Consider the following 14778-nt stretch of genomic DNA (forward strand, 5'->3'; position numbering starts at 1 on the left):
GATGAGCTCGCCCATCTCCCCGCTCGGCTCGCTCACGCGGGCGTTCAACAGGGGCGGTCGCGTGATCCAGCGCACGGGCGTCTCGCTGATACGGCTCGAGCCCGAGGCGCTGCTCGACGAGGCGCGGCGTCGGGCCCGGCTCGAGGACTTCGACGAGGACGGCTTCCGCGAGGCGTTCCGGCGCGTCGTCCACTCGTTCGACCGCGAGGCGGGGCTGACGCTGCTCGGGCGCATCGCGGCGCGCCAGGATCTGCTGCGCCTGCTGAAGAGCCGCCTGCAGCTGGTCGACGATCGCCGCCGCCATCCGGACATCGCGGCGGAGAGCGTGCGCCGGCCGATCTTCGTCACCGGCCTCCCGCGCACCGGCACGACGCTGCTGCACGGGCTCCTCGCCCAGGACCCCGCCAGCCGCGCACCGCTGCACTGGGAGAGCGTCTTCCCGTCGCCGCCGGACCGCTCCCGCGCGCGCGTGCGCCGGCGCATCGACGCCGCCGCGCGCCAGCTGCGCTGGTTCCACCGGCTGAACCCCGACATCCGGCGCATGCATCCCCTCGGCGCGACCCTGCCCGAGGAGTGCCTCATCATCACGAGCCACGCGTTCCTGAGCTACCAGTTCCAGACCTCGCACCACGTGCCGTCGTACCAGGCGTGGCTCGAGACCCAGGACCTGGTGCTCTGCTACGCCTGGCACCGCCGCTTCCTCCAGCACCTCCAGTGGCGCGGCCGCGGCGAGCGCTGGGTGCTGAAGGCCCCGGCGCACCTCTTCGGCATCCCGGCGCTGTTCGCGACCTATCCCGACGCCGCCGTGGTGTTCACGCATCGCGATCCCACCGAGGTGGCGGCGTCGCTCGCGAGCCTCACGACCTTCCTGCGCCGCACCTTCAGCGACCAGGTCGATCCGCGCGCGGTGGGCACGGAGATGACGGCGCGCTGGGCGCGCGGCATCTACAAGGCGCTCGCGGACCGCGACGCCGGCTGTGCGCCCGCGGGGCAGTTCCTCGACGTGCGCTACACCGACCTCGTGCGCGATCCGATCGGCACCGTGCGCCACCTGTACGCGCACTTCGACATGCCGTTCACCGCCGTCGCCGAGGAGCGCATGCGCCGCTTCTTGGCCGCGAATCCCAAGGACAAGAACGGCCGCCACGTCTACACGCTCGGCGACTTCGGCCTCGACGCCGACGCCGAGCGGGCGCGCTACCGCGCCTATCTGGAGCGCTTCGGGCTCTAGCCGGCCTGGCACACGAGCGGCAGCTCGCGTGCCAGGTCGTGCCGCATCACCGCGTCCAGCAGCGCGAGCAGCTCGTCGCGCACGCGCACGCAGCCCGGGTCCGCCCAGCGGTTCACGAGCTCGCCCGGGTCCTCGCGCAGGTCGTAGAGCTCGCCGCCGTGCGGGTCGTGGACGCTCCTCGTGAGGCGGTGGGTGCGCGTCGTCAGGGTGCGGAACGCCATCGCGCCGCGCAGGATGTCGTCCTCGGTGAGGGCCCACTCGCGCGGGCCGTCGAGCAGGCGGCGTCCCTCGACGGCCGCCGGGATGGGCAGCCCGCAGGCGTGCAGGATGGTCGGCGCGAGGTCGATGGTGCCGACCGGATCGGTCACCACGGCGCCGGGCGCGAAGCCCCGCCCGCGCACGAGGAGCGGCACGCGCAGCAGCGCCTCGTAGTGGATCGGGCCCTTCAGCATGAGCTGGTGCTCGCCGAGGAAGTCGCCGTGGTCGGCGGTGAAGAGGACGAGGGTGTCGTCGGCGAGCCCGCGGGCGGCGAGGGCGTCCAGGACGCGGCCGACGTTGTGGTCGAGGTGCGCCACCATGCCGTAGTAGGCGGCGAGGAGGCCGAGGCGCTCCGTCTCGGTGAGCCGCGCCCATCCGGGGTTCACCCACGCGAGCGGCGTGCCGCCGAAGCCCTCGGACCAGGTGCGGTGGAACATCGGCTTGCCGTCGAGCTCGGTCGGGTGCGCGCGCGGCAGCACCGGGAGCATGTCGGCCGGCTCGTAGCGGTCGCACCACGGGTGCGGCGGGTCGAAGGGATGGTGCGGGTCGGCGAAGCTGACCCAGCCGAAGAACGGCGGCTCGACGCCGCCGAGCCAGTCGATCGCGCGGTCGGCGATCCAGGTGGTGTGATGGTCCTCGTCGGCGAGCGCGCTCTTCCACGTCTGGGTGTGGTCCCAGGTCGCGCCCGCCGCCTCGGGCTGCATGGCGCGGAGGCGCGCGACGCCGCGCGCGTGGCCGTCGCGGAAGAGATGGCGCCCGTAGTGGTGGCCGAGCGGCGGCGGGCCGAAGCCCCAGTTCCAGCGTCCCATCTCCGGCGCGAGCCGAATGTTGTGTACGTCGCTCACCAGCTCGACGTGGCGAAAGCCGAAGTACGGCCCCTGCCAGTCCGCGGGCAGGCGCGCGGAGTCGACCACCGACTCGACGCGGCCGCTCGGCAGATCGGGCCAGTACGACGCGAAATGCGCCTTGCCGAACAGCGCCGTGGCGAAGCCGGCCGCGCCGAGGCGGGTGGCGATCGAGTCGGCCTCGGCGTCGAGCGGCAGGTCCATGCCGTTGCGGATGACGCCGTGGGTGCTGGGATAGGTGCCGGTCAGGATCGTCGCGCGCGCCGGCTGGCAGAACGGGTTCTGCGTGCGGCACTGCGCGAAGCGCGTGCCGGCGGCGGCGAGCCGATCGAGGGCGGGCGTGGCGCCGAGGGGATCGCCGTAGGAGCCGAGGGTGGTCGCCTTGTGCTGGTCGGTGGTGACGAGGAGGACGTTCATGGCCACGCGGACGGCGTCTCGCGGCCGAGGACCGGGCGCGCCGCCGCGAGGCGCGTGGCCGTCCAGATCGCGAACAGCGGCGCCCCGATCGCGGCCGCGGCGACGAACGGCTCGAGGTTCCCCGACCAGGTCACCGGCGCGACGAGGTAGAGGATGTCCTCGATCTCGAACGGACCGGCCGCGGGCTGGTCGAGCGCCGAGCGGCCCAGGCGCCGCGCCAGCTCCGAGCGGAGCAGGAAGATGGTCACGAACGAGATGCCGGCGACGAGGCCGAGGACGCCCGCCCAGCCGCCGAACAAGCCGTGGCGCATCCCGAATCCCATGCCCGCGAACACGGACACCTTGACCACGAGGTCGGCGACGCGGTCGTAGACGTGGCCCAGCGGCGACGTCTTGCCGGTCATGCGGGCGAGCTCGCCGTCGGCATGGTCGAGCAGCGCGGAGAGGACGAACAGCGCGGCGCCCACGTGGGCCCAGCCGCCGCCCACGGCGAACGCCGCCGCGGCGGCGAGCCCGGTGCAGAGGCCGACGCTGGTCAGCTGGTTCGGCGTCACCGCCGTGTCGCGCAGCGGGCGGACGAGGGCGTTGGCGATGCGGCTGTCCCAGGGCTTCGTCGACGAGCTCACCTCGGAGCGCGTAGCGCATCCCGGGGGGCGCGTCCACGCGCGCGGACGTTGCATCCCGCGTGGCGTCGGCATACGCGTCGCCACCGATGCGACCCCTGTCGTGGCTCCTCGCCCTCTGCATGCTGGCGACGCCGGGCCTCGTCGCTGCGCACGCGGTGCTGACCGGCACCTCGATCGAGGGCGACCGCATTCCCGCCGGCGCCGAGACCACCGTCGTGCTCCGCTTCAACTCCGCCATCGAGCCGGCGCTGTCGTGCGTGGCCCTGGTCGACGCGCAGAAGGCGGAGCGCGTGCTGGCGTTGCACCCGGGCGCGGAGCCGGGACGGGTCGAGGTGACCGTGCCGGCGCTCACGCCGGGGGCGTACGGCCTGCACTACAAGATCTTCGCGGTCGACGGTCACGTGACCGAGAACGTCGTGCGCTTCACGGCGGCGCCCGCCGACTGAGCCGTGCTGGCGCTCGCCGACTTCGCCGACGGCCTGCTGCGCGGCACCGTGCTGGTGGCGCTCGCCGTGCTCGTGGGGGCGGTGCCGTGGGGGCTCGTCGTCCTGCGCGCCACGCGCCGGGCACCCGACGATCCGGGCGCGCGTCGCGCCGCCGGGCTCGTCGTCGGCTTCGCCGTGGTGCTGGCCGCCTGCCAGGCGACGCTCCTCGGCCTCAAGACGGTGGTGCTCACGAGCAACGTCGGGCCGGAGGCGTTCGGCGCGTTCGCGCACACGCTCCAGTTCCGCGGCGGCGCGGCACGGCTCGTCCTGGCGCTCGCCGTGATCGGGATCGGGCTCTTGCTGCGCGCCGCACCGAACGACGGGCGGCGTTGGGCGGCGCTCGGGCTCGCCGACCTCGCGCTGCTCGGGGCCGGCGCCGCGCTCGTGCACGCGGCCGGGCGGCTCGAGCATCGCGGCGCGCTCATGGCGCTCACCGTGCTGCACCAGGCGGCGGGCATCGTCTGGGTCGGTGGACTCGTGCAGCTCGTCGCGCTGGGCCGGCTCGCGCAGCGCGACACCCGCGCGGCGGCGCTCTGGCCGGACGCGGTGGGCCGCTTCGCCCGGGTGGCGATCGCGGCCGTCGTGCTGGCGACGCTCGCGTCGCTGCCGCTGGTGTGGATCTACGTCGGCGCGCTCGGCGGCCTCGTCGGCAGCGGCTACGGCTCGCTGGTCGTGGCCAAGCTGGCGCTCATGGGGGCGGCGCTCGCGTTCGGCGCCCGCAACTTCTTCGCCGGGCGCCGGCGCGACGGCGCCGACGGCCGGCGCACGCCGGCGCTGGTCGAGGCCGAGGCGCTCCTCCTCGTGACGCTCGTCTTCACGGCGGCGGCGCTCGCCTCGCAGCCGCCGTCGGTCGACACCCCCGAGACCCAGGCGACGCCGGCGGAGCTCGCCGAGGTGTTCCGCCCCAAGTGGCCGACGCTGACCACGCCGTCGATCGCGACCAAGCGCGCCCAGACCGCGGACCCGCTCGCCGTGGTCGGCAACGAGCGCACGCCCACGGCGTACTCGTGGTCGAATTTCAGCCACAACGTCGCCGGCGTGTTCCTGCTCGTGATGAGCCTGCTCGCACTTCTGGGAACGAGCCGATACGCGCGCTGGGCGCGGCACTGGCCGCTCGGCCTCGTCGCCCTCGCCGTGTTCGTGTTCCTGCGCGCGAGCGCGAGCGACGGCACCTGGCCCTACGGCGACGTCGCCCCCTGGTCCGGCGACGCCGAAGGCCTCCAGCACCGCATCGCCGCGCTGCTCGCGCTGCTGCTCGGCCTGCTCGAATGGCGGGCCCGCGCGGCGCGCGATCCCGGCCCGCTGGCGCGGCTCTTCCCGGCGCTGGCGGCGTTCGGGGGCATCCTCCTCCTCACGCACGCGCACGTCGCCTTCGAGGGGAAGAGCAGCTACCTCGTGCAGGTGACGCACGTCGTGATGGGCGTCCTCGCCGTGCTGCTCGCCGCCGGACGGTGGCTCGAGCTGCGGCTGCCGGGCCGCGCCGGCCGTATCGCCGGGGCGGCGTCGGGGGTGGCGATGCTGCTCGTCGCGCTGGTCCTTCTCTTCTACCGGGAAGCAAACGTCGTGGTGGGCCCGCTCCCAAGCTAGGGAACGACACCGAAAGTGTGGCGGCGTGTCCCGTCGCGGTGCTAAGGGACCGGCGTCCGAGCCGCGGAGGGGACGCCCGCGGGGCGGTCGAGGAGGGACGCAATGATCGGGCTCTGGGTGCGATCGTGCGCGATCGTCGTCGCAGGCGGGTGGCTCGCGCTGGTGGCCGCCGGGTGCGGGAAGAAGGCGGAGACGGAGCTTCCGCCGCCCGAGGTCCTCGTCACCGAGGTCGGCCAGCGCCCCGTCTCCGTGTACGGGGAGTGGGTCGGCACGCTCGACGGCTTCATCAACGCGCAGATCCGCGCCAAGGTGCAGGGCTATCTCCTGAAGCGCGAGTACGACGAGGGCACGGTCGTGCAGGCCGGGCAGGTGCTCTTCCAGCTCGATCCGCGCCAGTACCAGGCGGCGCTGGCGCAGGCGAAGGGCGACGTCGAGGTGGCGCAGGCGGTCCTCCTGCGCAGCCAGCAGAACGTCGCTCGCTATCGGCCGCTGGTCGAGAAGGGCGCCGTCAGCCGCAAGGAGCTCGACGACGCCGTGCAGACCATGCGCGCCAACATGGCGTCGGTCGACGTCGCCAAGGCGGCCGTCGACGACGCCCGGCTGAACCTCGATTGGGCGACGGTACGCTCGCCGATCACCGGCATCGCCGGCATCGCGCAGGCCCAGGTGGGCGACCTCATCGCCGCGACCACGCTCATGACCACGGTGTCGCAGGTCGATCCGATCAAGGTCTACTTCCCGATCAGCGAGCGGGAGTATCTGAGCTTCGCCGAGCGCCCGCAGTACCAGCGTCCCGTCCTCGAGCTCTTCCTCGCCGACGGCAGCACGTACCCGCAGGCCGGCAAGGTGTCGGCGGTGAATCGCGAGGTGGAGCTGGCGACGGGGAGCATCCAGATCCAGGCGGAGTTCCCGAACCCGCACCACGTCCTCCGCCCCGGCGGCTACGCCAAGATCCGCGGCGTGGTGAACACGGTGTCCGACGCGGTGCTCGTGCCGCAGCGGGCGGTGCAGGAGGTGCAGGGAAACTTCCAGCTGGTGGTCGTCGGGGCGGACGACACGGTGCAGATCCGTCCGGTCCAGGTCGGCGAGAAGAGCGGCGACGAGTGGGTGATCACGAGCGGCGTGAAGCCCGGCGAGCGCGTGGTCGTCGAGGGCCTCCAGCGCATGCGCGACGGGATCGCGGTGGTGCCGAAACCGTGGACGCCCCCGCCGCCGACGGCGGCGAAGCCGGCCGCCACCGCGGGCACGGCGGCGAGCGGCGAGTAGGCACGCCCGACCCCCATGGCACGCTTCTTCGTCAATCGGCCGATCGTCGCGATCGTCATCGCGATCATCACCGTCATCATCGGCGTGGTCGCGATGCTGCAGCTGCCGGTGGCGCTGTACCCGAACATCGCGCCGCCCGAGATCCAGGTCACCGCGAACTACGTCGGCGCCGACGCCCTGACCGTCGAAGAGTCGGTTGCCACGCCGATCGAGCAGCAGATGAGCGGCGTGGACAACATGATCTACATGTACTCGGTCAACGCCAGCAACGGCCAGATGCAGCTGCGCGTCGACTTCGACATCACCACCGACGCCAACATCGACCAGGTGCTGACCAACATGCGCTTCCAGCAGGCGCAGTCGTACCTGCCGGCGGACGTGCGCAACTACGGCGTCACCATCTTGAAGTCGACGTCGAGCCCCCTGGCGCTGTTCTCGGTGTATTCGCCGAACGGCACCTACGACGCGCTCTTCCTGTCGAACTACGCCTACGTGAACCTGAACGACCCGATGACGCGCGTCTCGGGCGTCGGGCAGGTGCAGATCTTCGGCTCGGGTCAGTACGCGATGCGCTACTGGGTGCGCCCCGACCAGCTCGCGAAGCTCAACATCACCACCACCGAGATCATCGGCGCGCTGCAGCAGCAGAACGTCGTGAACCCCGCCGGCCAGATCGGCGGCGAGCCGGTGCCGAGCGGGCAGGAGTTCACCTACAACGTCCGCGCCCAGGGGCGGCTCGTCACCGAGGAGCAGTTCGGGGAGATCATCGTCCGCGCCAATCCGGACGGCTCGGTCGTGCGCATGAAGGACGTCGCGCGCGTCGATCTCGGCGCCCAGATGTACAACATGATCGGGCGCCTCAACGGCAAGCCCGCCGCGCTGATCGCGATCTACCAGCTGCCCGGCTCGAACGCGATCGACACCATGAACAAGGCGACGGCGCTGATGGAGGGGGCGAAGACCCGCTTCCCGAGCGACCTCGACTACGTCGTCTCGCTCGACACCACGCTCGCCGTGCGCGAGGGCATCAACGAGATCGTCCACACCCTGGTCGAGGCGGTCGTCCTCGTCATCGTCGTCGTCTTCGTGTTCCTCCAGGGCTGGCGCGCGACGCTGATCCCGCTGCTCGCGGTGCCGGTGGCGCTGGTCGGGACCTTCGCGCTCTTCCCGCTCTTCGGCTTCTCGATCAACACCCTGTCGCTCCTGGGGCTCGTGCTCGCCATCGGCCTCGTCGTCGACGACGCGATCGTCGTGGTGGAGGCGGTCGAGCACCACATCGAGCACGGTCTCTCGCCCAAGGAAGCGACCCTGAAGGCGATGGACGAGGTGTCGGCGCCGGTCATCGCGATCGCGCTGATCCTGGCGGCGGTGTTCATCCCGACGGCGGCCGTGCCGGGGATCACCGGCCGACTCTATCAGCAATTCGCGGTGACGATCGCGGTGTCGGTGGCGCTGTCGGCGTTCAACGCGCTCACCCTGAGCCCGGCGCTCTGCGCGATGCTGCTACGCCCGAAGCGGAAGAACAGCGGGCCGCTCGGGCCCTTCTACGCCTGGTTCAACCGCGTCTTCGGCCGCGCCACCGACGGCTACGTGCGCTGGTCGCACCACCTGATCCAGAAGTCGGGCCGGGCGATGCTCTTCCTCGTGCTGGTGACGGTCCTCACCGTCCTCGTCGGCTCGCGCCTGCCGGGCGGCTTCGTGCCGGACGAGGACCAGGGCTTCTTCTACATGAACGTGCAGCTGCCGCCGGCGTCATCGCTCCAGCGCACGAACGCGGTGGCCCAGCAGATCGAGGGCATCCTCGCCAAGACGCCGGGCGTGCAGACGTACAACACCGTCGTCGGGTACAGCCTGCTGTCCCAGGCGTCGACGACCTACAACGCCTTCTACTTCGTCACGCTGGCGCCGTGGCACGCGCGCGACGCGGAGGGTCTCACGGCGGCGGTCATCATGCAGCGTCTGAACCGCGAGCTCGCGGCGCTGCCCGAGGCGATCGCCTTCGCGTTCCCGCCGCCGTCGATCCCCGGCGTCGGCACGGCGGGCGGCGTCACCTTCATGCTCGAGGACCGCGCCGGCATGAGCGTCGAGTTCCTCGCCGAGCAGACGCAGAAGTTCATGGCCGCGGCGCAGAAGCGGCCCGAGTTCGCGCGCATCACGACCACCTTCATTCCGAGCACGCCGCAGCTCTACGCCAACGTCGACCGCGACAAGGTGATGAAGCAGGGCGTCGACCTCGGCGCCGTCTACAAGACGCTGCAGACCTTCATGGGCGGCACCTTCGTGAACTACTTCAACCGCTTCGGCCGCGTCTGGCAGGTGTACGTGCAGGCCGAGGGGGAATACCGGACGCGGGCGGAGAACGTCGGGCAGTTCTACGTCCGCACGATGGACGGCAAGGACGCCGTGCCGATGTCGGCCCTGGTCACGATCGAGCGCACGTTCGGGCCGGAGTTCACGATCCGCTTCAACGGCTTCCGCGCGGCGATGCTGAACGTGACCGCGGCGCCCGGGGTCAGCTCCGCCGTGGCCATGGCGGCGCTGGAGGAGGTGTTCCGCGACACGATGCCCAACGAGATGGGCTTCGACTACTCGGGCATGTCGTTCCAGGAGAAGGCGGCGGCGGAGGGCGTGCCGGCGAGCGTCATCTTCGGCCTCTCGCTGGTGTTCGTGTTCCTGATCCTCGCGGCCCAGTACGAGAGCTGGACGCTGCCGTTCAGCGTCCTCCTCGGCGTGCCGCTGGCGGTGTTCGGCGCCTTCCTGGCGCTGTGGCTGCGCGGCCTCGACAACAACGTCTTCGCGCAGATCGGCCTCATCACCCTGATCGGCCTGGCGGCGAAGAACGCCATCCTGATCGTCGAGTTCGCGAAGGACGAGTACGAGAAGGGCAAGACGCTGATCGACGCGGCGCTGGCGGGCGCGAAGCTGCGCCTGCGGCCGATCCTGATGACCGCCTTCGCGTTCATCTTCGGCGTGCTGCCGCTGGCGCGCGCCGCGGGCGCGGGCGCGATCGGGCGGCAGATCCTCGGCACCGCCGTGATCGGCGGCATGCTGATGGCGTCGCTGGTGGCGATCTTCATCATCCCGGTGTCGTTCTACATCGTCGAGAAGCTCGCGGCCGGGCGGCAGCCCCACGGCGGCCCGGGCGCCGACGGCGGTGCGCCGGCGGCGGGGGAGGGGCACGCGTGAGGCGGCGGGCGCTCGTCGTCGCGGCGCTTGCGGCCGCAGTCGCCGGCTGTGCGGTGGGCCCGAGCTATCGGCGTCCGCCGGTGGACGTCCCTGCCGAGACGCGCGGCGAGCCGGGGCCGCCCGACGCCGCGTCGCTCGCCGACCTGCCCTGGTGGGAGGTCTTCGGCGACCCGGTGCTGCAGGAGCTCGTGCGCGAGGCGCTGGCGAACAACCACGACCTCAAGGCCGCCGTCGCGCGCGTCGAGCAGGCGCGCCAGCTGGTCGGCGTGGCGCGCGCCGACCTGCTGCCGCAGATCGGCTATCAGGGCGAGGCCGCGCGCGGCCGCTTCTTCGTGCCCGGCGCCCCCTCGAACGAGACCCTCAACGCCTTCCTCGGCAGCTTCAACCTGGCCTGGGAGATCGACATCTGGGGCCGCATCCGCCGCGCGACCGAGGCGGCGCGGGCGGAGTACCTCGGCACCGAGGACTTCCGGCGCGGCGTCCTCCTGACGCTGGTGAGCGACGTCGCGCAGGCCTACTTCGAGCTGCTGTCGCTCGACCGCGAGCTCGAGATCGCGCGCCTCACCACCGAGGCCTTCGACGCGACCGTGCAGCTGTTCGAGGATCGCTACGAGGGCGACGTCGGCACGCTGCTCGAGGTGTCGCGCGGCGTGGCCGCCCAGGCGCAGGCCGCGGCGACGATTCCGGCGATCGAGGCGGAGATCGTCGCCAAGGAGAACCAGATCTGCGTGCTGCTGGGGCGCGTCCCGGGCGACGTCGTGCGCGGCGCGGCGCTCGACGACCAGAGCCTGGCCCCGTCCGTGCCCGTCGGCCTTCCGGCCCAGCTGCTCGAGCGCCGGCCGGACGTACGCCAGTCGGAGCAGGCGATGGTGGCGGCGAACGCCAACGTCGGCGTGGCCGTCGGCAACTTCTTTCCGCGCCTCGGCCTCAGCACCCTGTACGGCGGGCAGAGCTCCGAGATCGAGAACCTCGTGAAGGGCGCGGGCAACGTCTGGGCCGTCGCCGGCACGCTCGCAGGCCCGATCTTCCAGGGTGGCCGGCTCCTCGCCAGCTACCGCGCGCAGAAGGCCACGTGGGAGGAGAGCGTGCAGCGCTTCCACCAGACGACGCTGAACGCGTTCGCCGAGGTCTCGAACGCGATGGTCGTCGAGGAGAAGCTGAAGGGCGTCCGCAGCGAGAAGGAGATCCAGGTGCGGGCGCTCGAGAAGTCGGTGGAGCTGTCGCTCGAGCGCTACAACGAGGGCATCTCGACCTACTACGAGGTGCTGGAGGCGCAGCAGCAGCTCTTCCCGGCGCAGCTGACCCTGGCGCAGACGATCCGCAACCAGCTGGTCGCGGTGGTGACGCTGTACCGCACGCTCGGCGGCGGCTGGAGCCTGCCGGTCGAGCAGTGGGATCCGGCGACGCTCCCCGATCCGGCGGCCGCGCCGCTGGACGCCCCCGCGCCGTCGCCGGCGGAGACGCCCGCCGCGCCGTGAGCCGCGGGGCGTCAGGCGCCCTTGAAACGGTGCTTGTCGATGCCGAGCGCACGGATGCGCGAGTCGAGCGTCGAGGGCGGGAGGCCGAGCTTCGCGGCTGCGCCCGTCGGCCCCGAGACGCGGCCGGCGCAGGCGGCGAGCGCGCGCTCGATGAGGCGCCGCTCGCGGGTCGCGAGCTCGTCGGCCAGCGGCCGCGGGGGCTCGGGCGACGGCGCCTGCGCCAGCCAACGCGGGTCGACGGCGAGCGTCCCCGCATCGCACAGGATGACGGCGCGCTCGATCACGTTCTGCAGCTCGCGCACGTTGCCCGGCCAGCGATACGACGAGAGCAGGTCGAGGCTGCGGCCGTCGATGCGGCGGATGGTCTTGCCCGCCTGCCGCGCGTAGCGATCGACGAAGTAGGCGACGAGGAGCGCGATGTCGGACGTGCGGGCGCGCAGCGGCGGCAGGTCGAGCGGAAAGACGTTCAGGCGGTAGAAGAGGTCGCTGCGGAAGCTGCCCTCGGCCATCGCCGCGCGCAGATCGCGGTTCGTGGCCGCGATCACGCGGACGTCGACGCGGATGGGGCGCGCGGAGCCGATGCGCTCGAAGGTGCGCTCCTGCAGCACGCGCAGCAGCGTCACCTGCGTGTCCGGGGGCAGGTCGCCGATCTCGTCGAGGAACAGGGTGCCGCCGTCGGCCAGCTCGAAGCGCCCGACGCGGCGCTGCAGCGCGCCCGTGAACGCGCCCTTCTCGTGGCCGAACAGCTCCGAGGCGATCAACGCCGGCGGGATGGCGGCGCAGTTGACGCTGACGAACGGTCGCGCCGCGCGCGGCGAGCGCTTGTGGATGGCGCGCGCCATCAGCTCCTTGCCGGTCCCGGTCTCGCCGGTGACGAGGACGGTCGAGTCCGTCGGCGCGACCCTGCGCAGGCCGACGAGGACGGCGCGCAGGGCGTCGGAGGCGCCGACGATCTCCTCGAACATCGACGCCTTCTCGACCTCCTCGCGCAGCGCGAGGTTCTCGTGCTGCATGCGCAGCTCGGCGCGCTTGCGCTCGTCGATCTCGAAGGCGGTGGCGTACCAGCGCACGATGCGCCCGGTGTCGTCGCGCAGCGGGGCGTTGCGCGACAGCACCCAGCGATACTGCCCGTCCGCCCCGCGCAGGCGCAGCTCGACGTCGGCCGGGATGCCGCGCGCCATGCCCGCGAGGGTATCGCGCACGAGCTCGAGCTCGTCCGGGTGGACGATGTCCGGCCAGACGTCGGGATGGGCCAGCAGCGCCTCGAGGCTGAGGCCGGTGTACTCGAGGGCGGCGCGGTTGGCGTAGAGGATCGTCCCCTGCGGATCGAGCACGACGATGTGCTGCGGCACGAAGTCGACGACGGTACGCAGCTCGCGCTCGTCGCGGCGGATGCGCTCCTCGCTCCGCTTGCGGTCGTGGATGTCGGTCCGCGTGCCGTACCAGCGCAGCACGCGCCCGTCGGCGTCGGCGAGCGGGTTCAGACGGACGAGGAGCCAGCGGTACGCGCCGTCGTGCCGCAGCAGCCGCGCTTCGACCTCGACGGCCTGGCCGGCGCGGATCGCCGGGCCGACCTCGGCGTTCACGCGCGGCAGGTCGTCGGGGTGATGGAGCGCGGCGTCGCGCTGCGCGAGGTCGCTCGCGAACAGGGCCTCGTGCAGCGCCGGGCCGTGGTAGTCGAGGACCGGGCCGTTCGCATACTCGACCGTGAGGTCGGCACGCAGGACGAATATCTGCTGCGGGACGATCTCGAGCAGCCGGCGCAGGGCCTCGTCCTGCCCCTGCACGCTGGCTTGCGCGGCGCCCCTGTCCTCGGCGGCGCTGCGCGGGGCGCTGCCGCGCGAGCGTGCCGGGCCGGGGCCGATGGGCAGCGTGCGGTCGTCGCGCGTGGGGTCGGTCATGGGACGCCGAGCTGATGGAGGCGCCTCCTGTTATGCCGCGAGGCGCTCCGGAGTCTATCGCCGGGCGTACCGAGCGCGCGGTCGCGGCGTCGGCCGGCGCGCGATCGGAGCGGTCCGTCTCAGGCGGGGAACGTGCCGAGCACCAGCGCGAGCGCGACGAGCTGCACGGCGCCTCCGCGCCGCCGACGCCACACGGCGCGCGCGCCGAGTCCGGCAGCCGCCCCCGCGGCGACGAGGAGCAGGGCCCGCAACGCCAGGGCGGCGACCGGCGTGGGCCGGGTCGCGAGCGCCAGGCCCGCGGCCGGGTACTCGAGCTGCACGGCGACGAGGCGCGCGGTGCGCCCGCCGAGCTGGTGCGCGATCGCCGTGAGCACGTGATCGAAGGGGGAGCCGACTCCGGCGTCGGCCAGGTGCGGCGGGTCGTCGTCCGATGGCGCGCTCGACGGCAGCAGCGTGAGATCGTGGCGCGAGCGCACCGGCCGGCGGTCCCGCGTCGTCGTGTCGGTCCACGCGGCGAAGGTGCGCGGCCACGCGTCCAGCGTGGCTGCGAGCCGCATCTCGTCGACGCCGTCGGCGAGCGGCACGGCGATGCGCCGCTTCGGCCAGGCGAAGGCACCCTGGAGGAGTGCGATCGCGACGTCACCGGCAGAGAGCGCCGGGCCTGCGGCCACAGGGTCGCGGGGCGGGGAGAGCGCGAGGGCGGCGGCGGTGCGCTCGGCCACCTCGGCTCCGGCGCGGCGCTCGACGATGCGCAGGCTGGCGTCGATCGCGGCGGTCACCCCGGCCGACGTCAACAACGGCCCGTCTTCGACCCAGCGCCGATCGTCGCGCCAGCGCACGGCCGGATGCGCGGCCCGCAGCGCGCCCAGGGCGGCGAAGTGCGACGTCGCCTCGCGGCCGTCGAGGAGCCCGGTTTCGGCGAGCAGCCGCGCGCCCTCGCAGATCGACACGACGAGCGCGCCGCGCGCCGCCTGGCCCAGCACCCAGTCCCGCAGCACGGGCGACTCGGGATCGAGCACGTTCGGAATCACCACGACGTCCACGCCCCGCGGGTAGCGCGCGTCGAGCGCGGCGAAGGTGAGCGCGGGGACGATGCCGAGCCCGCCGTTGGTCGGTGCCGGGTCGGTCGCCGGCGCGACGGCATGGACGGTGAACGCACCCGACGCGGCGAGCACGGCGTACGGAGCGAGGAAGTCGGTGACCTCGGTGCCGGCCTGGCTGAGGAGGACGGCGGCCACGGGACGGCCGTCGAGCGGTACGGTCTCGGGCGTCGGCGTCGCGACGCTCGCCGGGCTCGGCGCGATCGGCCGCGGGTGGAGGAGACCCAGGGCGAGAGGCGCCGTCACCGCCAGCCAGGCGGCACCGGTCAGCAGGCTGCCGAGGAGCGCCGCGAGCACGGCTCCGATGCGCGACGGCGTCCCCACGGCGCGAGGATGGTGGATCGCCGGGCTCGGGAGCAATGCCGTTCGCCGGACGATTGCTGCCACGGTCGCCCGCG

At 72.8% G+C, this 14778-nt stretch carries 10 protein-coding genes; 6 read left to right on the forward strand and 4 right to left on the reverse strand.

Going from position 1 to position 14778, the window contains the following annotated elements:
• Position 1: 1 nt before the first annotated feature.
• The gene (locus tag KIT14_12795; protein MCW5891412.1) at positions 2-1231 is read left to right on the forward strand and encodes a sulfotransferase; all 1230 of its coding nucleotides are present in this window, start codon (positions 2-4) and stop codon (positions 1229-1231) included.
• On the opposite strand, the gene KIT14_12800 is transcribed toward KIT14_12795, so the two are convergent.
• Both KIT14_12800 and KIT14_12805 read right to left on the reverse strand, forming a co-directional pair.
• Complete coding sequence (locus KIT14_12800) at positions 1228-2751, reverse strand: sulfatase-like hydrolase/transferase (GenBank protein ID MCW5891413.1); 1524 nt, start codon at positions 2749-2751, stop codon at positions 1228-1230. The two genes, KIT14_12795 and KIT14_12800, sit on opposite strands and share 4 nt — an antisense overlap.
• Positions 2748-3431 (reverse strand): CDP-alcohol phosphatidyltransferase family protein, encoded by a 684-nt coding sequence (locus KIT14_12805; protein MCW5891414.1) that lies wholly within the window; start codon positions 3429-3431, stop codon positions 2748-2750. The genes KIT14_12800 and KIT14_12805 overlap by 4 nt, the downstream gene beginning before the upstream one ends.
• A 32-nt stretch (positions 3432-3463) precedes the next feature.
• Between KIT14_12805 and KIT14_12810 the strand changes: the two genes are divergently transcribed.
• The 5 genes from KIT14_12810 (at position 3464) to KIT14_12830 (ending at position 11379) form a co-directional block, all read left to right on the forward strand.
• On the forward strand, positions 3464-3823 hold the full coding sequence (locus tag KIT14_12810; protein ID MCW5891415.1) for a copper resistance protein CopC: 360 nt from the start codon (positions 3464-3466) through the stop codon (positions 3821-3823).
• 3 nt (positions 3824-3826) lie between these two features.
• Entirely contained in the window at positions 3827-5449 is a 1623-nt protein-coding gene (locus tag KIT14_12815) for a CopD family protein (GenBank protein ID MCW5891416.1), read from the forward strand.
• Between the two features lie 102 nt (positions 5450-5551).
• Positions 5552-6715 carry an efflux RND transporter periplasmic adaptor subunit gene (locus KIT14_12820; GenBank protein ID MCW5891417.1) on the forward strand — a complete coding sequence of 388 codons (1164 nt, stop codon included), beginning with the start codon at positions 5552-5554 and terminating at the stop codon, positions 6713-6715.
• A gap of 15 nt (positions 6716-6730) precedes the next feature.
• Positions 6731-9901 (forward strand): multidrug efflux RND transporter permease subunit, encoded by a 3171-nt coding sequence (locus tag KIT14_12825; GenBank protein ID MCW5891418.1) that lies wholly within the window; start codon positions 6731-6733, stop codon positions 9899-9901.
• A complete protein-coding gene (locus tag KIT14_12830; protein ID MCW5891419.1) occupies positions 9898-11379 on the forward strand; it encodes an efflux transporter outer membrane subunit in 1482 nt (493 codons plus the stop codon). Before KIT14_12825 ends, KIT14_12830 begins: the two co-directional genes overlap by 4 nt.
• Before the next feature lie 11 nt (positions 11380-11390).
• Here KIT14_12830 and KIT14_12835 read toward each other — a convergent pair whose 3' ends face one another.
• Both KIT14_12835 and KIT14_12840 read right to left on the reverse strand, forming a co-directional pair.
• A complete protein-coding gene (locus KIT14_12835) occupies positions 11391-13280 on the reverse strand; it encodes a sigma 54-interacting transcriptional regulator (protein MCW5891420.1) in 1890 nt (629 codons plus the stop codon).
• Between the two features lie 119 nt (positions 13281-13399).
• Positions 13400-14704: a DJ-1/PfpI family protein gene (locus KIT14_12840; protein ID MCW5891421.1), complete on the reverse strand. Its 1305-nt coding sequence runs from the start codon at positions 14702-14704 to the stop codon at positions 13400-13402.
• Positions 14705-14778: the final 74 nt, after the last annotated feature.

The sequence above is a fragment of the bacterium genome, assembly GCA_026129405.1.
In the GTDB taxonomy this organism is placed as follows: Bacteria; Desulfobacterota; Binatia; order DP-6; family DP-6; genus JAHCID01.

Coding starts and splice junctions, on each gene's coding strand:
- KIT14_12810 (MCW5891415.1), top strand. CDS start 3,464: ATGCGACCCCTGTCGTGGCTCCTCGCCCTCTGCATGCTGGCGACGCCG.
- KIT14_12795 (MCW5891412.1), top strand. CDS start 2: ATGAGCTCGCCCATCTCCCCGCTCGGCTCGCTCACGCGGGCGTTCAAC.
- KIT14_12825 (MCW5891418.1), top strand. CDS start 6,731: ATGGCACGCTTCTTCGTCAATCGGCCGATCGTCGCGATCGTCATCGCG.
- KIT14_12835 (MCW5891420.1), bottom strand. CDS start 13,280: ATGACCGACCCCACGCGCGACGACCGCACGCTGCCCATCGGCCCCGGC.
- KIT14_12800 (MCW5891413.1), bottom strand. CDS start 2,751: ATGAACGTCCTCCTCGTCACCACCGACCAGCACAAGGCGACCACCCTC.
- KIT14_12805 (MCW5891414.1), bottom strand. CDS start 3,431: ATGCAACGTCCGCGCGCGTGGACGCGCCCCCCGGGATGCGCTACGCGC.
- KIT14_12820 (MCW5891417.1), top strand. CDS start 5,552: ATGATCGGGCTCTGGGTGCGATCGTGCGCGATCGTCGTCGCAGGCGGG.